Source organism: Streptomyces sp. NPDC054887 (genome assembly GCF_053610585.1).
This window is the reverse complement of record NZ_JBSGYQ010000003.1, coordinates 124,275-143,996: the sequence shown is the minus strand read 5'-3', so window position 1 is coordinate 143,996 and position 19,722 is coordinate 124,275. Positions and strand designations below refer to the sequence as shown.

15 protein-coding genes are annotated in these 19,722 nt (G+C 71.3%); 6 read left to right on the top strand and 9 right to left on the bottom strand.

Annotation, left to right across the window (positions count from 1 at the left end; translation table 11 throughout):
- Positions 1-209: 209 nt before the first annotated feature.
- The 4 genes from ACWGH0_RS03020 (at position 210) to ACWGH0_RS03005 (ending at position 5,035) form a co-directional block, all read left to right on the top strand.
- Positions 210-3,398: a nitrate- and nitrite sensing domain-containing protein gene (locus tag ACWGH0_RS03020; protein WP_453402355.1), complete on the top strand. Its 3,189-nt coding sequence runs from the start codon at positions 210-212 to the stop codon at positions 3,396-3,398.
- A 10-nt stretch (positions 3,399-3,408) separates the two neighbouring features.
- A complete protein-coding gene (locus ACWGH0_RS03015; protein ID WP_037649449.1) occupies positions 3,409-3,822 on the top strand; it encodes a roadblock/LC7 domain-containing protein in 414 nt (137 codons plus the stop codon).
- A gap of 96 nt (positions 3,823-3,918) precedes the next feature.
- Positions 3,919-4,473, top strand: coding sequence for a DUF742 domain-containing protein (locus ACWGH0_RS03010; RefSeq protein WP_453402354.1), 555 nt, complete (start codon positions 3,919-3,921; stop codon positions 4,471-4,473).
- Entirely contained in the window at positions 4,454-5,035 is a 582-nt protein-coding gene (locus tag ACWGH0_RS03005) for a GTP-binding protein (RefSeq protein ID WP_028813754.1), read from the top strand. Before ACWGH0_RS03010 ends, ACWGH0_RS03005 begins: the two co-directional genes overlap by 20 nt.
- A gap of 170 nt (positions 5,036-5,205) precedes the next feature.
- Here the strand turns inward: ACWGH0_RS03005 and ACWGH0_RS03000 are convergent, their stop codons facing one another.
- The 3 genes from ACWGH0_RS03000 to ACWGH0_RS02990 all read right to left on the bottom strand — a co-directional run bounded on the left by ACWGH0_RS03000 (position 5,206) and on the right by ACWGH0_RS02990 (position 9,536).
- The gene (locus ACWGH0_RS03000) at positions 5,206-5,400 is read right to left on the bottom strand and encodes an acyl-CoA carboxylase subunit epsilon (RefSeq protein ID WP_453402353.1); all 195 of its coding nucleotides are present in this window, start codon (positions 5,398-5,400) and stop codon (positions 5,206-5,208) included.
- 24 nt (positions 5,401-5,424) lie between these two features.
- The gene (locus ACWGH0_RS02995; RefSeq protein ID WP_453402352.1) at positions 5,425-7,008 is read right to left on the bottom strand and encodes an acyl-CoA carboxylase subunit beta; all 1,584 of its coding nucleotides are present in this window, start codon (positions 7,006-7,008) and stop codon (positions 5,425-5,427) included.
- 164 nt (positions 7,009-7,172) lie between these two features.
- Positions 7,173-9,536 carry a polysaccharide lyase 8 family protein gene (locus ACWGH0_RS02990; RefSeq protein ID WP_453402351.1) on the bottom strand — a complete coding sequence of 788 codons (2,364 nt, stop codon included), beginning with the start codon at positions 9,534-9,536 and terminating at the stop codon, positions 7,173-7,175.
- A 235-nt stretch (positions 9,537-9,771) separates the two neighbouring features.
- Here ACWGH0_RS02990 and ACWGH0_RS02985 point away from each other — a divergent pair, with 235 nt between their 5' ends.
- Entirely contained in the window at positions 9,772-10,383 is a 612-nt protein-coding gene (locus tag ACWGH0_RS02985; protein WP_453402350.1) for a YceI family protein, read from the top strand.
- A 283-nt stretch (positions 10,384-10,666) separates the two neighbouring features.
- On the opposite strand, the gene ACWGH0_RS02980 is transcribed toward ACWGH0_RS02985, so the two are convergent.
- The 6 genes from ACWGH0_RS02980 to ureA all read right to left on the bottom strand — a co-directional run bounded on the left by ACWGH0_RS02980 (position 10,667) and on the right by ureA (position 18,119).
- Positions 10,667-11,992 carry a hypothetical protein gene (locus ACWGH0_RS02980; RefSeq protein ID WP_453402349.1) on the bottom strand — a complete coding sequence of 442 codons (1,326 nt, stop codon included), beginning with the start codon at positions 11,990-11,992 and terminating at the stop codon, positions 10,667-10,669.
- 114 nt (positions 11,993-12,106) lie between these two features.
- Entirely contained in the window at positions 12,107-13,708 is a 1,602-nt protein-coding gene (cimA, locus tag ACWGH0_RS02975; protein WP_453402348.1) for a citramalate synthase, read from the bottom strand.
- A 308-nt stretch (positions 13,709-14,016) separates the two neighbouring features.
- On the bottom strand, positions 14,017-14,649 hold the full coding sequence (locus tag ACWGH0_RS02970) for a TetR/AcrR family transcriptional regulator (protein WP_453402347.1): 633 nt from the start codon (positions 14,647-14,649) through the stop codon (positions 14,017-14,019).
- A 34-nt stretch (positions 14,650-14,683) separates the two neighbouring features.
- Complete coding sequence (locus tag ACWGH0_RS02965; protein WP_453402346.1) at positions 14,684-15,715, bottom strand: agmatine deiminase family protein; 1,032 nt, start codon at positions 15,713-15,715, stop codon at positions 14,684-14,686.
- A gap of 17 nt (positions 15,716-15,732) precedes the next feature.
- Positions 15,733-17,421 carry an urease subunit alpha gene (locus tag ACWGH0_RS02960; protein WP_453402345.1) on the bottom strand — a complete coding sequence of 563 codons (1,689 nt, stop codon included), beginning with the start codon at positions 17,419-17,421 and terminating at the stop codon, positions 15,733-15,735.
- On the bottom strand, positions 17,418-18,119 hold the full coding sequence (gene ureA / locus ACWGH0_RS02955) for an urease subunit gamma (RefSeq protein WP_453402344.1): 702 nt from the start codon (positions 18,117-18,119) through the stop codon (positions 17,418-17,420). The genes ACWGH0_RS02960 and ureA overlap by 4 nt, the downstream gene beginning before the upstream one ends.
- 140 nt (positions 18,120-18,259) lie before the next feature.
- Here ureA and ACWGH0_RS02950 point away from each other — a divergent pair, with 140 nt between their 5' ends.
- Positions 18,260-19,708, top strand: coding sequence for a cytosine permease (locus ACWGH0_RS02950; protein ID WP_453402343.1), 1,449 nt, complete (start codon positions 18,260-18,262; stop codon positions 19,706-19,708).
- Positions 19,709-19,722 lie beyond the last annotated feature (14 nt).

The window sequence follows — 19,722 nt, the reverse complement described above, 5'->3', positions numbered from 1 at the left end:
CCGCTGCGCTCACATCAGCCCCGCCATTTGGCGGGGCTCGTTCTTTTTATCCGTTTTATCTGAGGCTTACAACACTCGGAATGGCCGGTTCCCCCTGTTTGGAACGCAGCCGCTCCCCGTGCTGGAATTCGTCGAACTCCCGAGTAGTACGGCCCTGAACGAGAAAAACGGCACAACGTAGGTGCCGACGCCGAGAGGTTGTTGGTCGAGTGAGGCGTAGCAGCAAGACGAGCTCCGCACAGCAGCAGGCGCGGGGCAACTTCACCCCGCCGCCGCGCACAGCGACGTCGCCCGCGACCTCGCCCGCCGCCGCCCCCAGGAGCAGCGGTGGCGGTGGGGGCAGCAGCAGCAAGCTTTCGCCGCGCAACTGGCGCGTGCCCACCAGGCTGAACGCGATCCTGCTCATACCCGTGCTGGTCGGCCTCGTCATGGGCGGCTTCCAGGTCAAGGGCTCGATCGACACCTGGCGCGAGGCCCAGGACGCCGAGAAGACTGCCGTTCTCGTCCGCGCCGCCTCGGAGTACGGACAGGCGCTGCTCAACGAGCGCGACCTGACCGCCCAGCCGCTCCTCGAAGGCAAGCGCAAGAGCTCCGAGGTCACCGACGCGTACGCCGAGACCGACGCGGCGGCGAAGAAGTTCCACGACGCCACCGGGGACATCCCGGACAAGCAGGGCCTCGAACGCCGTCTCGGCCTCTTCGCCGCGGAGGAGCCGAAGCTCGCCGCGCTGCGCAAGGCCGCGTACAGCGAGGCCCTCGACCCGGTGAAGACCGAGGAGGGCTACGTCGGCATCCAGCACTCCCTGATGGAGCTGTCGAACGAGCTCGGCCTCGGCACCGGCAACATCACCGCCTACGGCCGTACGGTCTACGCCGTGCAGCTCGCCAAGGCCGCCGCGTCGCTCCAGCGTTCCATCGGCACGCACCTCCTGGTCCGCCCGAGCGCCGACCCGGAGAAGCTGGCGAAGCAGACGGTCGCGTTCAACTCGTACAACTACCTGGAGCAGATCGCCCTCGGCGAGTACGTCTCCGGCGGTACGCAGGAGGACACCGACAAGCTCAAGCGCATCATGAAGGGCAAGGCGGAGGACGGCGCCAAGAAGCTCGCCGCCGCCAAGCAGCAGGCCCAGCAGGCCGGCGTCCCCTTCAAGGCGCCGCCGAGCAAGGGCGGCTCGATCCTGGACGGCATGGCCGAGGCGATCGGCCAGGGCAAGCCCTCGGGCCTCAAGGCGCAGGGCGTCACGCCCGAGGTGTGGATGGCCGCGTCCACGGCGAAGTTCGACGGTTACACCGAGATCGAGAACGACCTCGTCGACAAGGCGGTGGACGAGGCGGCGACCATCTCCTCGGACGCCAAGACCGACGCCATCGTCAACGGTCTGATCGTCGTCATCGCCCTGCTGGCCTCGGTCATCCTGGCCGGTCTCATGGCGCGCCAGATGAGCAACGCGATGAGCCGGCTGCGGACCGCGGCCTTCGGCATCGCCGAGCAGCGCCTGCCGATGCTGGTCGACCAGCTCTCCCGTACGGAGCCGGGCCGCGTCGACACCCGTGTCGAGCCGATCCCGATCACGTCCCACGACGAGATCGGCGAGGTCGCCCGCGCCTTCGACCAGGTGCACCGCGAGGCCGTCCGGCTCGCCGCCGAGCAGGCGATGCTCCGGGGCAACGTCAACGCGATCTTCACCAACCTCTCGCGCCGCAACCAGTCCCTCATCGAGGGCCAGCTGACGCTGATCACCGACCTCGAGAACAACGAGGCCGACCCGGACCAGCTGGAGAACCTCTTCAAGCTGGACCACCTCGCGACCCGTATGCGCCGCAACGGCGAGAATCTCCTCGTCCTCGCCGGCGAGGAGCCCGGCCGCCGCTGGAACCAGCCGGTTCCGCTGGTCGACGTGCTGCGCGCCGCCTCGTCCGAGGTGGAGAGCTACGAGCGCATCGAGCTGAGCGGCGTCCCGGAGTCGGAGATCCACGGCCAGGCAGTGACCGACCTCGTGCACCTGCTGGCCGAGCTGCTGGAGAACGCCACCACGTTCTCGTCGCCGCAGACCAAGGTGCGCGTCACCGCGACCCGGCTGCCCGACGGCCGCGTCATGATCGAGATCCACGACAAGGGCATCGGCCTCACCGCCGAGGACTTCGCGGACATCAACCACAAGCTGGCGAACCCGCCGACCGTGGACGCCGCCGTCTCGCAGCGCATGGGCCTGTTCGTGGTCGGCCGTCTGGCGGACCGCCACAGCATCCGCGTCCAGCTGCGCCCGTCGGGCGAGCAGGCCGGTACGACGTCGCTCGTCATGCTCCCGGACGCCATCACCCACGGTGGCGGCGGCGAGGCGCTCCCGCACGACGACTTCACGGTCTCCTCGATCATCCCCGAGCAGCAGGTGTACGAGAGCGCTCCGCTGCGCACCGCGGCCGAGCTGGGCTTCGACGACTCGCGCTACGGCAACGAGGGCGAGGACGCGCAGCTGGACCCGGTGGGCCGCTCGCTGATCCGTGAGGAGCGGCGCGCGCAGCTGGAGGCCCAGGCCACCGGCGACCGTCCGCTGTTCCGTGACGAGATGCAGCAGACGCCGTACGACGACCAGCAGCAGTACGACGACCAGCAGGCGTACGAGGACCCGCAGCAGCAGTACGCGCAGCCGCAGCAGCCGGCGTACGACCAGGGCGGGTACGACGACTACCCGGCGTACCAGACGTATCCGGACGCCGAGTACCAGGACCCGACGGCACCGCAGGCGACGTACGAAGACTCGTACGATTCCGCCTCCCACCAGGGCAACTGGCCGGATCAGGTCTCCTACCAGGGAGCGTACGAACCGGAGTTCGGGTCGGAAACGGAATCTGGTCCCGGCGCTCCCGCGAACGACCGCGAGCGCGTAGGCTTCGACCGTCCGGGTTCCTCCCCGGCCCCCGGCCACGAGATGACCGGCGCCGGCCTCCCGCGGCGTGGCGGCCAGCAGCACTGGCAGCCCGGAGCGGAGTCCGTCGGTCAGGACCGTACGCAGCAGCCGGTCGTCGCCCAGCAGCCGCAGCACGACGCGTCGCAGCAGGACGGGGACGGGCAGGGCGGCACCGGTACCGATGAGTGGCGTTCGTCGAACGACGAGCGCTGGCAGCGGGCGGAGAAGCTCCGTGAGCCCAAGGCAGGCGGAGTCACCTCCTCCGGTCTTCCCCGGCGGGTGCCCAAGGCCAATCTGGTCGAGGGGACCGCGGAGCAGACCCCGCAGGGCGGCCCACAGGTCTCCCGCGCTCCCGAGGACGTCCGGGGCAGGTTGAGCAACCTGCGCCGGGGTGTCCAGCAGGGTCGCAATGCGGGAACGGACACGAACACGGCGGCCACCTACGATCAGAACGGTGGCCATGGCAACACCTACAACCAGGAGCGTTAGTGTGAGCCCGATGAGCCAGGCGGCGCAGAATCTGAACTGGTTGATCACCAACTTCGTGGACAACACCCCCGGGGTGTCCCACACGGTGGTGGTCTCCGCGGACGGACTCCTGCTGGCGATGTCCGAAGGCTTCCCCCGGGACCGCGCCGACCAGCTGGCAGCGGTGGCCTCCGGACTCACCTCGCTGACGGCGGGTGCGTCCCGGATCTTCGAGGGCGGCGCGGTCAACCAGACCGTGGTGGAGATGGAGCGCGGCTTCCTCTTCCTGATGTCGATCTCGGACGGCTCCTCGCTGGCCGTACTCGCCCACCCCGAGGCCGACATCGGTCTCGTGGGGTACGAGATGGCTCTCCTGGTGGACCGGGCCGGCAGTGTCCTCACTCCGGACCTGCGCGCCGAGCTGCAAGGAAGTCTTCTCAACTAGCAGACAAAGAGTGCGCTTTGGTGTCCACGGGCTTTAATGTTCGGGAACGTGGCACCTCAGCAAGCAATAGGGCGCCCGGCAGTCGGAGGAGGAAACGTGGCAACACCCCCGGACGGTTCTTCGGCCAACTGGCCTTACGGCCAGGGTCAGAATCAGGGTGACACCTCGCAGAACAGGTTCAACTTCCCCTCCGCGCCGAGCCGGCCGCAGCAGTACGAGCAGCAGCCTCCGCACCAGCGGCAGCCTCAGCAGCGCGCCCAGCCGGCGCAGTCGCGGCGGGCCCCGGCGCCCCCCGCCTCCCAGGCGAACCACAATCCGCTGGTCCGGCCCTACGCCATGACCGGCGGACGCACCAGGCCGCGTTACCAGCTCGCCATCGAGGCTCTGGTCAGCACCACGGCGGACCCGTCGCGCCTGCAAGGGCAGTTGCCCGAGCACCAGCGGATCTGCCACCTGTGCCGGGAGATCAAGTCGGTCGCCGAGATCTCGGCACTTCTCACCATCCCCCTCGGGGTGGCCCGGATCCTCGTCGCCGACCTGGCAGAGGCCGGACTTGTAGCCATTCACCAGCCCGGCGGCGACGAGTCCGCCGGTGGCCAGCCAGACGTGACACTGCTCGAAAGGGTGCTCAGTGGACTTCGCAAGCTCTAGCAGCGGAGCAGCCCGCTCCACAACCTCCGCGAAGATCGTGGTGGCGGGCGGTTTCGGCGTGGGCAAGACCACGTTCGTCGGAGCCGTCTCGGAGATCAACCCGCTGCGCACCGAGGCCGTCATGACGTCCGCTTCGGCGGGCATCGACGACCTCACCCACACCGGCGACAAGACCACCACCACGGTGGCCATGGACTTCGGCCGTATCACCCTGGACCAGGACCTGATCCTGTACCTCTTCGGTACGCCCGGTCAGGACCGCTTCTGGTTCATGTGGGACGACCTGGTCCGGGGTGCCATCGGCGCCGTCGTCCTGGTCGACACGCGGAGGCTCGCCGACTGCTTCCCCGCCGTCGACTACTTCGAGAACAGCGGGCTGCCGTTCGTCATCGCCCTCAACGGCTTCGACGGACACCAGCCGTACAACCCGGACGAGGTGCGCGAGGCCCTCCAGATCGGCCCCGACACCCCGATCCTCACCACCGACGCCCGCCACCGCGCGGACGCCAAGAGCGCGCTGATCACTCTGGTCGAGCACGCCCTGATGGCGCGGCTGCGGTAGGCGTACGGAGCGTGCGTACGAGAAAGGCCCCCGCCACTCGCAGGAGTGGACGGGGGCCTTCGTCGTAAGCGTCGTCGTACGCGTCGTCGTACGGAAAAGGCCCCGCCACTCGAAGAGTGGGGGGCCTTCGTCGTGCGCGTCGGCGTACGCGCCCGGGTGGGCGGTGCGGCTCAGCCCTGCCAGCTGTGCGGGGCGCGGAAGCCCGGGGTGCGCTCCAGGCGGCGCCAGCCGGCCGTGGAGCGGCCGTGGTGGGCCGGGACCCCGTCGGAGCGGTTCGCGGCGCGGGCCATCAGAATCGCGGTGATGGCGGCCAGCTCCTCGGGCTCGGCGTGGCCCTTCTCGACGCGCAGCAGGGATTCGTTCACTGGGTTCTCCTCTTCGTCGCAGGGTTACTGCGGGGGGTTGCCGTGCTTGCGCGACGGCAGGTCGGCGTGCTTGCTGCGGAGCATGGCGAGGGAGGCGATCAGCACCTCGCGCGTCTCGGCCGGGTCGATGACGTCGTCGACGAGGCCGCGCTCCGCGGCGTAGTAGGGGTGCATCAGCTCGGCCTTGTACTCCTTGACCATGCGCGCGCGCATGGCCTCGGGGTCCTCGGCGTCGGCGATCTGCCTGCGGAAGATGACGTTGGCCGCGCCCTCGGCGCCCATCACGGCGATCTCGTTGGTGGGCCAGGCGTAGGTGAGGTCGGCGCCGATGGACTGGGAGTCCATGACGATGTACGCACCTCCGTATGCCTTGCGCAGGATCAGCGAGATCCGGGGAACGGTGGCGTTGCAGTAGGCGTACAGCAGCTTGGCGCCGTGCCGGATGATCCCACCGTGCTCCTGGTCGACGCCGGGCAGGAAGCCGGGGACGTCCAACAGGGTGACGATCGGGATGTTGAACGCGTCGCACATCTGGACGAAGCGCGCGGCCTTCTCGCTGGCCTCGATGTCGAGGACGCCGGCCAGGGACTGCGGCTGGTTGGCGACGATGCCGACGACCTGGCCGCCGAGGCGGGCCAGCGTGCAGATGATGTTGGTGGCCCAGCGCTCGTGGATCTCCAGGAAGTCGCCGTCGTCGACGAGCTCCTCGATGACCTTGCGCATGTCGTAGGGGCGGTTGCCGTCGGCGGGGACGAGGTCGAGGAGTACGTCCGAGCGGCGGTCCGCCGGGTCCTCGGAGTCGACCGTCGGCGGGTTCTCGCGGTTGTTGGACGGCAGCATCGAGATGAGGTAGCGGACCTCGGCGATGCAGGTCTCCTCGTCGTCGTACGCGAAGTGCGCGACGCCCGAGGTCTCGGCGTGCACGTCGGCGCCGCCGAGGCCGTTCTGGGTGATCTCCTCGCCGGTCACGGCGCGCACGACGTCCGGGCCCGTGATGAACATCTGCGAGGTCTCACGGACCATGAAGACGAAGTCGGTGAGGGCCGGGCTGTACGCCGCGCCGCCCGCGCAGGGGCCGAGCATCACCGAGATCTGCGGGATGACGCCCGAGGCGCGGGTGTTGCGCTGGAAGATGCCGCCGTAGCCGGCGAGCGCCGAGACGCCCTCCTGGATACGGGCGCCGGCGCCGTCGTTGAGGGAGACCAGCGGAGCGCCGGCCGAGATGGCCATGTCCATGATCTTGTGGATCTTGGTGGCGTGGGCCTCGCCCAGCGCGCCGCCGAAGATGCGGAAGTCGTGGGCGTAGACGAAGACCGTGCGGCCCTCCACCGTGCCCCAGCCGGTGATGACACCGTCGGTGTACGGCTTCTTGGCCTCCAGGCCGAAACCGGTCGCCCGGTGCCGGCGCAACTGCTCGACCTCCTTGAACGTGCCCGGGTCGAGCAGCAGCTCGATGCGCTCACGGGCGGTCAGCTTGCCCTTGGCGTGCTGCGCTTCGGTCGCCCGGTCACTGGGGCCGCGGCGGGCCTGCTCGCGCAGGGCGAGCAGTTCGGCCACCCGGCCACGGGCGTCGGTGGGCTCGCTCGGCGTCTGGTCCAAAACGGTCATGTACTGACCCTACGAAGGAGTACAAGAAAAACAGGCCGTCGACTCTTCACAGTCTCCGGCCCGTTCTCCTGTCACCACTGGACAGAACCATCCCGCCATGCAGCCTAAGCACCAGCTCAGGGCGGCCTGTCGTTGTGGGGGTTCGACAAGCGCAGGGGGGACGGTCAGCTGAGAGCCACCTCACAGCGGTGGCTCGCACCGGCCGTTCCGGGCGCGACGCGGAGCCTCAGCGTACGGCCGGTGGACAGCACCTCGACGGAGGGGTCCGCGGAAACGACGCGCACGTTCCGGCGTTCCCAGACGACCTCCAGCGGCCGCCCGGTGCGCGGCGGCTCGCTGACGGCGAGGGTCGCGGTGCGGCGCCTCCTCCGTACGAGGACGCTGGCCGGGGCCGTCACCGTCAGACGTTCCACCGTGCCCGGCTGCCAGAAGTTGGCCGCCGTGACGCCGAGGGAGCGGATCGCGACGGCTTGGACGGCGCGGGTGTTGGCCGGCGTCCGCAACCAGCCGGTGTCGGCCGCGCGGGCGGCCACGGTGCGGCGCGAGGCGCCCGGCATGAGGAGGTAGGCGTAGCCGGCGTCGACCGGGTCGGTGCCGTGGTCGAGCCAGAGCGTCTGGTAGCGGCGGGTGCGGCGCTCGGTGGTGCTGTTCGTGTTGATGTCGCTCCAGGAACCGGTGCGGTCCTCGCGCAGGGTGCGCAGGGCCGCGGCACCGGCTCCGGGGAACACCCAGCCGCCGTGCCCTTCGAGGTGCGCCCACCGGGGCGCGGCGCCGTCCTCGTCGAGGCTGAGGCGGTTCGTACCGCCCTCCCCCAGCATGCGGTTGTCGACGACGGTCTCGGCGGGCACGCCGTCGGTGGAGGTGATGCCGGCGCCGAGGCAGACGATCGCGTCGGCCAGGCAGAACCAGGACGTGCGGGCTTCGAGGGTGGAGGCGAGGCCCTTGAGGTGCTGGCCGACGGCGGCGAACTCACCGTCGGTGGCGCCGCCGACCCACCGGACGGCGGGCCTGGGGGCGCCCCACTCGCCGCCCGCCCGGTCGGGCAGCGGCTTGGTGGACACGGTGGTCCCGGGCAGCCTGCGGAAGTCGACGGTGGGCCAGAACCAGTCCGTGTACTGGTCGTTGTGGCGCTCCCCCGGCCACCAGTAGAGCATTCCGGCGCCGGTGTGCCAGCCCCGCGGGTTCTCGCCGTTGCCGCACTCGTAGTACGCGATGCGCTCCGAGGCCATCGCGATGCCGGCCGCCCAGCCGGGACGCCGGTGCACGGCCCGGTCCATGGAGGCGAAGAGCTTGTGCGCGACGGGTTCGGGGGCGGCGGCCACCGGTGAGGCGGCGACCGCGTGCAGCCGCGCGAGGTCGGCGACGCCGAACTGCGGCGCGGTGAGCAGGGGCGTCGTACGGTCGCGCTCGATCCAGCCCTTGACGAGGGCGGTCCAGCGCCGCCGTTCCGCCTCCGAGGCGGCGGCGGCGAGCAGCGTGACGGCGGCGGCGAGTCCCTGGCCGTGGAAGTGGTCGCTGCGCATGACCCGGCGGTCGTCGCTCCTGAGGTAACCGCGGCTGATGGCACGGCCGTTGACGCTGTCCATCATCAGGCCGTTGTAGACCAGGGGCGCGTAGGCGTTCTCGACGGAGTCGAGGACGATCTGGCGGTTGGGGTCGGTGACCGCCCAGGTGGAGCCCGCGAGGAGGGTGAACAGCCGGCCGAGACCATCGAGCAGGACCTGGCCGTACGTACCGGAGTAGGCGACCCAGGTGTGCTGGACGAAGGAGCCGTCGGCGTACAGGCCGTCGCCCTGGCTGACGTACGGGAAGACGGGCGACAGGGCGTCCCGGGCGAGGGCGATCTTCGCCGGGCTGCGGCCGACGACGCCGCGCAGGGCGACGGAGCGGCAGAGGTCGACGCGGTTGGCGCCGGTGCTCGTGCCGGAGTAGTCCTTCAGCGCGCTGTCGGGGACGAAGTGGTCGACGGCGGCGCAGGCGGCCCGGCGCCGGCTGTCGGTGAGTTCGTCGTGGAGGGCGGCGACGATGTCCATGAGCAGGCGGGGGCTGCCGATCTGCCACTCCCACCAGTTGCCGTAGCGGGTGGTCGAGGGGTTGTAGACGCGGGCGCAGACGTGGTCGAGGCCGCGGAGGACGCCGTCGAGGAGGGACGCGTCGCCGGTGAGGCCCGTACCGGGCTGGAGGTACGCCTGGGTCATGGTCCACAGCCGGCTGTAGCTCTGCGTCACGCCGGCGGGCGGGTCGAAGGGGTGGCCGGGCCACAGGGACGTGTCGGCGGGGGCCATGGTGGCGCGGAAGTCCGCGGCGAGGCGGCCGGTCTCCTTCAGGCGCGAGGCGTACGGCTCGGCGGCGGCGTCGAAGCCGGTGCCCAGGGAGAGGTCCACCCAGCGCAGGCGCAGGGTGTCGAACTCGTCGTCGTCGGCGGCGGCCGCGGCGTGGGCGGGGCCGGGGAGGCCGAGCGCGCCGACGGAAGCGGCGGCCGCCCCGGTGAGGAAGGCGCGGCGGGAGCGGGGCGATGCGGGCGGCACGTGGAACCTCCGGAATGGGTGGTTCAGACCTGTGCCACGCTGGTCTAGCACGAGCAGCGCGCGCCTTCAATGCCCTTCGCCGGACCGGAGGGCAAGCGCTTGCCCCACCGTCGGCTCCACCACGTACGACGGGCATGAAAATGTCACCCGGACCCGATGGTTGAAAGTTGAACGGAATGGGTCTACAGTCGTTCTCGTTGAAGGCTCAACCAATGCCACGAAGGAGTTCGTCATCATGGGTCTCTTCACCCGCAGCGCCGCCACCACCCCCGCCGCCCCGGCCGCCGTCGACCCGGCCCTGGCCGCCCTGACCGGCGAGTACGCCATCGACCCGGCGCACAGCAGCATCGGCTTCACCGCCCGTCACGCCATGGTCACCAACGTCCGCGGGGCGTTCCCGGAGTACTCGGGCTCCCTGCGGCTCGACGGCACGGACCCGGCCGCCTCCACCGCCTCGATCGACATCAAGATGGCCTCGATCGACACCGGCAGCGCCGACCGGGACGGCCACCTCCGCAGCGCCGACTTCTTCGACGCGGAGCAGTTCCCGCTGATGACCTTCCGCTCGACCTCCGCCGAGGCGCTGGGCGGCAGCGACTACCGGATCACCGGCGACCTGACCATCAAGGACGTCACGCGGCCGATCTCCATCGACCTGGAGTTCAACGGCTCCGCCACGGACCCCTTCGGCAACGAGCGCGTCGGCTTCGAGGGCAGGGCCGAACTCCTGCGCTCCGCCTGGGGCCTCACCTGGAACGCGGCCCTGGAGACCGGCGGCGTACTGGTCAGCGACAAGATCAAGCTGACGTTCGACATCTCCGCCGTCAAGAACGCCGCGACCTCTTGACTTGCTGGAAAACGGGAGGAAAATCCCTAATACACCGGAAAACCGGAGCGAGCCGCACGGTCGGCGGAGACGTTCGTCGACTTGCGTGACGACCCACTCGCAGGTTCTGGCCAGGCCCCCGGCAGATCCGCTCGGGTCTGTAGCCCCCAGCGACGGCTGGGACTCACGGAATCGGGACGGACTACCGGGGACTGCTTGTGTCCGGGGCCGGTCGCGGGGCCGGTCGGGTCCGGACGGCCTCCTCCCCCGGGTCGGGTCCGGTGCCGGGGACGCCCCGGCGGGCTCAGAAGCCTCCGCCGCCGAAGTCGCCGCCGCCGAAGCCTCCGCCGAAGTCGCCTCCGCCGCCGAAGTCACCGGAGTTGAAGTCGCCGCCCGAGAAGTCGCCGCCCTCGTAACCGCCGGCGCCCGAGTCGGCGTAGGCGGGGGTGGAGAGCATCGAGCCGAGCATCGTGCCCATCAGCAGGCCGGGCAGGATGCCGCCGCCGTAGTAGCCGCCGATCCACGGGGCGTACGCCGGTCCCGCCTCCCAGTACGGACGGCGGCCGTCGGCCGTCTCGACCGTGCGGGACATCGGGTCCTGCCCCTCGGACAGCCGGGTGGCGTCCGCCGCGCAGACCGGCACCCGGCGCGTGTGACCCCCGGCCGGAGCCCAGTCCACGTCCGCCGTGGAGGGCCCGTGGCGCGGGTCGAAGAAGCACGGCGGCCGGCGTTGCGGCAGCGGGGCGCCCTCGCGGCACGCCGCGAGCACGGCGAGCGAGAAGCGGCCGTCCTCCAGCGCCTCGGTCACCTCGCGGACGTCGTCGGCCCGGGTCGCCCTCGCCATGGCCGACTTCGCCTTCTCGTACGCGTCCAGGGCCCGCTCGTAGTCGGCCCGCATCGCGTCGTCGGCGCCCGGCTCACCGGGGTGGAAGTCGAGGCGGTCCAGGGTCTCGCCGAACGCGGTGATGTCCTCGTCCACGACCACCCGCACCTTCTCCAGCGCGGCCCGCTCCTGCTCGGCACGGCGCCGGCGGTTGCGCTTGGCCACCAGGAACACGCCGCCGACACCGGCGACGAGCAGCAGGCCGAACGTGACCAGGCCGACCACGGAGGACGGGCCGGTCCCGGCCGCGCCGTTCCAGGTGCCCGGCGCGTCGCCCCGGGCCTGTTCGAGCGCGTCGTCGACGAAGGTGTTCAGCTGGGTGACGGCGTCGCTGCCGCCCGCCGGCTTCACCGAGGCGGTGAGGTTGGCGACCGCCTGGCGCGACATCACGGCCGGGTCGGCGCCCGCGCTGAAGCCGTCGCCGAGCCGGACGGCGTACACACCGGTGATCCCGGTCTTGGTCCGCAGGTCGGCGAGGAGTCCGTCCTGCGGGAACTGCGCGCCCTGCGGCAGCACGGCGACGAAGACGGGCTTGTCCGCGTCGAGGATCTTCTCCTCCAGCGCGTCCGCCTCGCGCGGCGGAAGCTGGCCGGCGGCGCGCGGATCGACGTAGACCGGCCCCTGGCGCAGCGCGTCCGCCGCCGCGTCGAGCCCCGTGGCGGCCTGCGCGCCGGGCGCCACGGCGAGTACGGCGGCCGCCACGGAGAGCAGCAGCCCTGACAGGGTGGAGAACAGTCGTGCCCTCATACCTAAAAGCTACCCGAATGGGTGCAATTTAGGACAGACGCATGCGTGCCTGAGCGCACGGCGGACCGGTGGGCGCCCCTCGCGGGACGCCACGGGCCGCCCGTGCGCCGGCCCCTACTCCGCGGGGTCGACGCCCGCCTTCAGCAGGCCGTACGTGTACGCGTCCTCCAGCGCCTGCCAGGAGGCCGCGATCACGTTCTCCCCCACGCCGACCGTGGACCAGTCCCCCGCGCCGTCGCCGGTGGTGATCAGCACGCGGGTGGTGGACTCGGTGCCGTGGGTGCCCTCCAGGATGCGGACCTTGTAGTCGATCAGCTCCAGCTTGGCGAGCTGCGGGTAGATCCGCTCCAGGCCGACGCGCAGCGCGCGGTCCAGGGCGTTGACCGGGCCGTTGCCCTCCGCCGTGGCGACGATCCGCTCGCCCTTGGCCCACAGCTTCACCGTGGCCTCGTTGGCGTGGGTGCCGTCGGGGCGGTCCTCGACGATGGCCCGCCAGGACTCCGTGCGGAAGAAGCTGAGGGCGCGCCCCTCGGCCTCCTCGCGCAGGAGCAGCTCGAAGGAGGCGTCGGCCGCCTCGTACGTGTAGCCCTTGAGCTCGCGCTCCTTGACGCGGGCGACGACGCGGCCGACGAGCTCGCGGTCGTCGCCGAGGTCGACGCCGAGTTCCTTGCCCTTGAGCTCGATGGAGGCGCGGCCGGCCATGTCGGAGACGAGCATCCGGATGTGGTTGCCGACGAGACCGGGGTCGATGTGCTGGTAGAGGTCCGGGTCGACCTTGATCGCGGAGGCGTGCAGGCCGGCCTTGTGCGCGAAGGCGGAGACGCCGACGTACGGCTGGTGCGTGGAGGGCGTCAGGTTGACGACCTCCGCGATGGCGTGCGAGATGCGGGTCATCTCGGCGAGCGCGCCCGGGGGGAGCACCTGCTTGCCGTACTTCAGCTCGAGGGCGGCGACCACCGGGAAGAGGTTGGCGTTGCCGACGCGCTCGCCGTAGCCGTTGGCGGTGCACTGGACGTGGGTGGCGCCCGCGTCGACGGCGGCGAGGGTGTTGGCGACCGCGCAGCCCGTGTCGTCCTGCGCGTGGATGCCCAGGCGCGCGCCGGTGTCCGCGAGGACGGTGGCGACGACGGCCTGGATCTGGGCGGGCAGCATGCCGCCGTTGGTGTCGCAGAGGATGACGACGTCGGCTCCGGCCTCCGAGGCCGCCCGTACGACCGACTTCGCGTACTCGGGGTTGGCGCGGTAGCCGTCGAAGAAGTGCTCGCAGTCGACGAAGACGCGGCGGCCCTGGGCGCGGAGGTGGGAGACGGTGTCGCGGACCATCTCGACGTTCTCGTCGAGCGTCGTGCGCAGGGCGAGTTCCACGTGGCGGTCGTGGGACTTGGCGACCAGGGTGACGACCGGGGCGCCGGAGTCCAGGAGGGCGGCGACCTGCGGGTCGTCCTCGGCCCTCGCACCGGGGCGGCGGGTGGCGCCGAAGGCCACGAGCTGCGCGTTCTTGAAGGTGATGTCGGCCTTCGCGCGGGCGAAGAACTCGGTGTCGCGCGGGTTCGCGCCGGGCCAGCCGCCCTCGATGAAGCCCACGCCGAAGTCGTCCAGGTGCCGGGCGATGGTCAGCTTGTCGGCGACCGTCAGGTTGATGCCCTCGCGCTGGGCGCCGTCGCGCAGCGTGGTGTCGAAGACGTGAAAGCTGTCGTCGGGGCCTGAAGTGGTCATGGCTGTCTGGACTCCTGTCGAGTGGAAGGACTGGCTCCACTTGCCCCCATCATCGCGCGCGCCTCGTCCCGGCCGTGATGGGGCCGGGAAACGAAAAAACCTCTCGCGGGTGCGAGAGGTCTGCGCGCGGGTCTGGGGCACGGTGGCCGCGCCGTACGTGGTCGTACGGGAGCGGTCACTGGGGACCGGCGCGCCTGTTGCCCATAATCACGGCGAACGAGAACACGAGGGCAGTCTGGCACGTCTGCCCCGGCGTGGTATCCCCGTCTCATCATGCGGGCGCCCCCGTCCGTGTCCCCGCGCTCCGCTCAGTGCAGCGTCTCGTCGAGGAACTCACCGATCTGGGCCAGCACCTGGGAGCGTTCCGAGCCGGGCAGGCCCATCGCCACGTGCGTGCTGAACCCGTCCAGCAGCGCCCGTATCCGGGTCGCGAAGCGGTCGGCGTCGACCACCGTGCGCAGTTCGGCGCGCGAGGCGCCCTCGACGAGGAGCGCGACCAGGTCGCGGTGCCAGGACAGTTCGATGTCCAGGAGCCGGGCCCTGGCCTCCTCGTCGACGGCGTGCGAACGGTTCCACAGTTCGAGCCACAGCGCCCAGTGCGGATCGCGGGGCCCCGACGGCACGTACAGGTCGACGTACGCGTCGAGGCGCTCGCGGACCGGGACCTGACGGGCGAGCGCGGCCCTGCGGTCCATGCCGAGCTGCTCCTCGCTCCATTCGAGCGTCTGGAGGAGCAGCTCGTCCTTGCTGCGGAAGTAGTAGAGCAGGTGGCCGCTGCTCATTCCGACCTCACGACCGAGTCCGGCCATGGTCAGCCGCTCCAGACCGTGCTCGGCGATGCTCGCCATGGCGGCGGCGAGCATCGTCTCGCGCGGCGGCGCGGAGTTGCGACGGCGGGACGGCGGCTTGGCGGCCCCGGAATCGGCACCGGACCGGGTCATGAGGCGTTCACATTCACTCGTATGTTTTACCCGATCAGCCCCGTGCCGCGGGCTGCTGCTGGGTGATGCAGTGGATGCCGCCGCCGCCCGCGAAGATCTCGCGGGCGTCGACGAGCGTGACCGTACGGTCGGGGAAGAGGCCGCGGAAGATCTCGGCCGCCTCCTCGTCGCGCGGGTCGTCGAAGGCGCACAGGACGACGCCGCCGTTGCAGAGGTAGTGGTTGATGTACGAGTAGTCCACCCAGTCGCCGTCGACCTTCACCCTGGTGGGGGCGGGCACCTCGACGACCTCGAGCGGGCGGCCCTTGGCGTCCGTCTGCGCGCGCAGCAGCTCGACGTTCGCCTTGCACGGCTCGTGGTCGGGGTGCGACGGGTCCGGCTGGGTGTGGACCAGGACGACACCGGGCGCGGCGAACGCGGCGACGATGTCGACGTGGCCGAGGGTGCCGTAGCCGTGCGGCGGGTAGTCGGTGGTCAGGCCGCGCGGCAGCCAGATCGCCTTGGTCGTGCCGAGCTTGGCGTGGATCTCCGCCTCGACCTGCTCGCGCGTCCACCCGGGGTTGCGCTCGGGGCCGAGCTGGACGGTCTCGGTGAGCAGGACCGTGCCTTCGCCGTCGACGTGGATGCCGCCGCCCTCGTTGACGAGCGGGGAGCTGAGGGTGGGCACCCCCGTGAGATCGGCGACCACGGCGGCGATCTTCGAGTCGTGCTCCCAGGTCGCCCAGTCCTGGGCTCCCCAGCCGTTGAACACCCAGTCCACTGCGGCCAGTTCACCGGTCTCGTCGTCCTTGACGAAGGTCGGGCCGATGTCGCGCATCCAGGCGTCGTCGAGCTCCCGCTCCACCAGTTCGATGTCCGGGCCGAGCAGCTCGCGGGCGCCGTCCGACTGGCCGGGGCCGCAGACCACGGTGACCGGCTCGTAGGCGCGTACGGCGCGGGCGACGCCCGCCCACGCGGCGCGGGAGGCGGCGAGCTCCTGCTCGTCGGAGAAGGTGACGTTGGGGCCGGGCCAGGCCATCCAGGTGCGCTCGTGCGGGGCCCATTCGGCGGGCATGCGGTACGTCATGGGGGGTCCTTACCGGGTCAGAGGAAGTAGAGACGGTTGAGGGAGACCGAGTCGGCGGGTTCGGAGCGGAGCGGGTCGCCGTCGAGCGTGACGAGCCCGCTGTGTCCGTCCACCCCCACCTGCCCGATACGGGAGTTCAGGCGCAGGTCGGCGGGGCCGATGCCGCGCGTGCCGCGTACGGCGACGCGGCGCCGGCGCGTCGGCATGAGGTCGTTGCCCCGGTCGAGCGCGGCCCGGGCGACGAAGGCCACCGAGATGTCGGCGGGCGTCGCGCCGTACGCCCCGAAGAGCGGGCCGAGGACGAGCGGCTCGCAGGTGTCGGTCGCCGCGTTGGGGTCGCCCGTGACGCCGTACGCCGGGAAGCCCGACTTCAGGACCATCTGCGGCTTCGCGCCGAAGTACTGGGGCCGCCACAGCACGATGTCGGCCATCTTGCCGACCTCGATCGACCCGATCTCGTGGGCGAGGCCGTGCGCGATGGCCGGGTTGATGGTCAGCTTGGCCATGTAGCGCAGGACGCGGGCGTTGTCGTCGTCCGGGCCGTCGCCCTCCATGGGACCCAGCTCGGCCTTCATCTTGCCGGCCATCTGGAACGTACGGCGCACGGTCTCGCCCGCGCGCCCCATCCCCTGCGCGTCCGACGAGGTGATGCCGATCGCGCCCAGGTCGTGCAGCACGTCCTCGGCGCCCATCGTCCCGGCGCGGATCCGGTCGCGGGCCATGGCCGCGTCGCCGGGCAGGTCGGTCTTCAGGTCGTGGACGGAGACGATCATCCCGTAGTGCTCGGCGACCGCGTCCCGCCCGAAGGGGAGGGTGGGGTTGGTGGACGAGCCGATGACGTTGCGCACGCCCGCCATCTTCAGGACGTTGGGGACGTGCCCGCCGCCGCAGCCCTCGATGTGGAAGGCGTGGATCGTACGGCCTTCGAGCACGGACAGCGTGTCCTCGACGGACAGGCACTCGTTCAGGCCGTCGCTGTGCAGGGCGACCTGTACGTCGTGCTCCTCGGCGACGCGCAGCGCGGTGTCCAGGGCGCGGGTGTGCGCGCCCATGTCCTCGTGCACCTTGAAGCCGGACGCGCCGCCCTCCGCGAGCGCCTCGACGAGCGGCGCGCCGTCGGAGGAGGACCCGCGCGCGAGGAAGCCGATGTTGACGGGCCAGGCGTCGAAGGCGCCGAAGGCGTGGCGCAGGGCCCAGGGCGAGTTGACGCCGACGCCCCAGACCGGGCCGAACTCCTGGCCGATGATCGTCGTTACGCCGGAGGCGAGCGACGCCTCCATGATGCGCGGCGACAGCAGGTGGACGTGCGTGTCGACGGAGCCCGCCGTGGCGATGAGGCCCTCGCCGGAGACGATCGAGGTACCGGTGCCCACGACGACGTCCACGCCGTCGAGGGTGTCCGGGTTGCCGGCCCGTCCGACGGCGTGGATGCGGCCTTCCCTGATGCCGATCGACACCTTGCGGATGCCCTGCGCCACGTCGATGACCAGCACGTTGCTGATGACGACGTCGCAGGTCTCGCGTACGGCGGCGGCCTTGAGGTGCAGCCCGTCGCGGGCGGTCTTGCCGAAGCCGGCCAGGAACTCGTCGCCCGGCTTCTGCGCGTCGGACTCGACGCGCACGGTCAGCCCGGAGTCGCCCAGCCTGACCCGGTCCCCCGCGCGGGGGCCGTGCACGGCGGCGTACTCGTGCGGATCGATGCTCATGCCTCAGCTCCTCCTTCGGCCCGCGCTCCCAGGTAGCCGCAGGCCACGGCCCTGCGCAGGGCCTCTTCCTTCGCGCCGGGCGCGTCCAGCGGGCCGTCGACCAGGCCCGCGAAACCGATCGCGACCCGGTCGCCGCCGATCGGGACCAGGCCGATCTCGGCCTCGCCGCCCGCGTCGAAGCGGACGGACGACCCGGCCGGTACGCACAGCCGCATGCCGTACGCCGCCGAGCGGTCGAAGTCGAGGCGGGGGTTCGCCTCGAAGAAGTGGAAGTGGGAGGTGACGCTCACCGGGACGCTCGCCGTGTTGCGCACGGTCAGCCGCACCGACGGCTCGGGTTCCGCGTCCGCCGGGCCGGGCAGCACCGCGCCGGGGGCGTCGTCGCCCAGGGTGGCGCCGCCGATCGGGGACGACACGACGGCGAGCCGTGAGCCGTCGTCGAACACGGCCTCCACATGCACCTCGGTCACCACATCGGCCACACCCGGCAGCACGTCGTCGGGGCCGAGCACGGAGCGGGCCGCCTCGATCGCCTCGGCGAGCCGCCGCCCGTCGCGGGCCGCCTCGCAGACCGTGTCCGCGATGAGCGCGGTCGCCTCCGGCACGTTGAGCCGCAGCCCGCGCGCCCGGCGCGCACGCGCCAGTTCGGCGGCTCCGAACAGCAGCAGCCGGTCGCGTTCCGTCGGGGTCAGTCGCACGCCGCCACACCTCCCAAAGTTTTGAACTTCACTCTAACCACGAGATTAATGCGCGGGAAACATTGACGCGCCACCTTGAGGCAAGTCACATTGAACAGCACTCAAAACTTTGTTGTCCGGCGGACCGGGAGGACCCAGCCATGCCGATAGAACAGCGCGGAGTCGACACGATCCCCGAAGAGGAACGCACCAGCGGGCCGCGCGACCTCGTCTCCATCCTTCTCGGCTCGAACCTCTGCCTCGGCGTCATCGTCTTCGGATGGCTGCCGCCCTCCTTCGGCCTGGGCCTGTGGCCCTCCGTGACGTCGATCGTCGTCGGCACCCTGGCCGGCATCGCGGTCACGGCACCGCTCGCCCTCATCTCCCTTCGCACGGCCACCAACCTCTCCACCTCCAGCGGAGCCCAGTTCGGCGTACGCGGCCGGCTCGTCGGGTCGGTCGTCGGCCTGCTGCTCTCGCTCGGTTATACGGCGCTCACGCTCTGGATCGGCGGCGACGTGATGGTCGGGACCCTCTCCCGGCTCACCGGCCTGCCGGACGGCGGGGCCTCGCGCGCCCTCATGTACGGCGTGCTCGCGGCCGCCACGGTCGTGGCGGCGGTGTACGGCTACAAGCTGCTGCTGCGGCTCAGCAAGGTGCTGTCGGTCGGCATGGTCGTCCTGCTGCTGGCCGGCGTCTACGCGTACGCGGGGGACTTCACCACCGCCGCGCCCCCGGACACCCCGTACCTGCTCGGCTCGTTCTGGCCGACCTGGCTGCTCGCGGCCGTCGCCGCCGGACTGAGCGGCCCGGTCGCCTTCATCACGCTGCTCGGCGACTACACGCGCTACGTCTCGCCGCGCCGCCACAGCTCCCGCTCGGTGCTCCGGGCGACCTGTCTGGGTCTGCTGCTCGGCCTGCTCGTGCCGCAGCTGTTCGGTACGTACACCGCCCTCGCCGCCCGCGCGGGCCTCGACTACGCCGGACCGCTGGTCGAGGCGGCGCCCGTCTGGTACCTGGTGCCGCTGCTCCTGGCGGCCTCGGCCGGCTCCGTCGGCAACGCCGGCCTGATGCTGTACTCGATGGGCCTGGACCTGGACGCGATCGTGCCGCGGGCGACCCGCACCCGGGCGACCGTGATCGCCGCCGCCGTCGCCACCGCCTTCGTGTTCGTCGGCTCCTTCGCCTGGTCGGTGCAGTCCGCGATGACGTCGTTCGTGCTGCTCCTGACGGCCGTCGGTACGCCCTGGGCCGTCATCTCCCTGATCGGGTACGTGCGCTGCGGCGGGGAGTACGACGCGGACGCCCTCCAGGTCTTCAACCGCCGTGCCAAGGGCGGCGTCTACTGGTACCGCTCGGGCTGGAACGTCCAGGCCACCGTGTCCTGGGCGCTGGGCGCGGCGGTCGGCCTCGCCGCGGTCTCCACGACGGTGTACGAAGGCCCGCTGCTGGCCCTGACCGGCGGCGTCGACTGCAGCTTCGTCCTCTCCGGCCTGGTCGGCGGCGTGGCGTACGCGGCCCTGACGGCGGGCTCCCGCCCGGCGGTACCCGCCGCGACGGACCCGGCGCCCGGAACCCCGGCCGAGCCGGAGACCCCCGCACCCGCCTAGGGCGGCCGTACGCA

Bases quoted from the DNA above. Each gene is read 5' to 3' on its own strand.
- ACWGH0_RS03015 (WP_037649449.1), top strand. From the start codon at position 3,409: ATGAGCCAGGCGGCGCAGAATCTGAACTGGTTGATCACCAACTTCGTG.
- ACWGH0_RS02995 (WP_453402352.1), bottom strand. From the start codon at position 7,008: ATGACCGTTTTGGACCAGACGCCGAGCGAGCCCACCGACGCCCGTGGC.
- ACWGH0_RS02985 (WP_453402350.1), top strand. From the start codon at position 9,772: ATGGGTCTCTTCACCCGCAGCGCCGCCACCACCCCCGCCGCCCCGGCC.
- ACWGH0_RS02980 (WP_453402349.1), bottom strand. From the start codon at position 11,992: ATGAGGGCACGACTGTTCTCCACCCTGTCAGGGCTGCTGCTCTCCGTG.
- cimA (WP_453402348.1), bottom strand. From the start codon at position 13,708: ATGACCACTTCAGGCCCCGACGACAGCTTTCACGTCTTCGACACCACG.
- ACWGH0_RS02970 (WP_453402347.1), bottom strand. From the start codon at position 14,649: ATGACCCGGTCCGGTGCCGATTCCGGGGCCGCCAAGCCGCCGTCCCGC.
- ACWGH0_RS02965 (WP_453402346.1), bottom strand. From the start codon at position 15,715: ATGACGTACCGCATGCCCGCCGAATGGGCCCCGCACGAGCGCACCTGG.
- ACWGH0_RS02960 (WP_453402345.1), bottom strand. From the start codon at position 17,421: ATGAGCATCGATCCGCACGAGTACGCCGCCGTGCACGGCCCCCGCGCG.
- ACWGH0_RS02950 (WP_453402343.1), top strand. From the start codon at position 18,260: ATGCCGATAGAACAGCGCGGAGTCGACACGATCCCCGAAGAGGAACGC.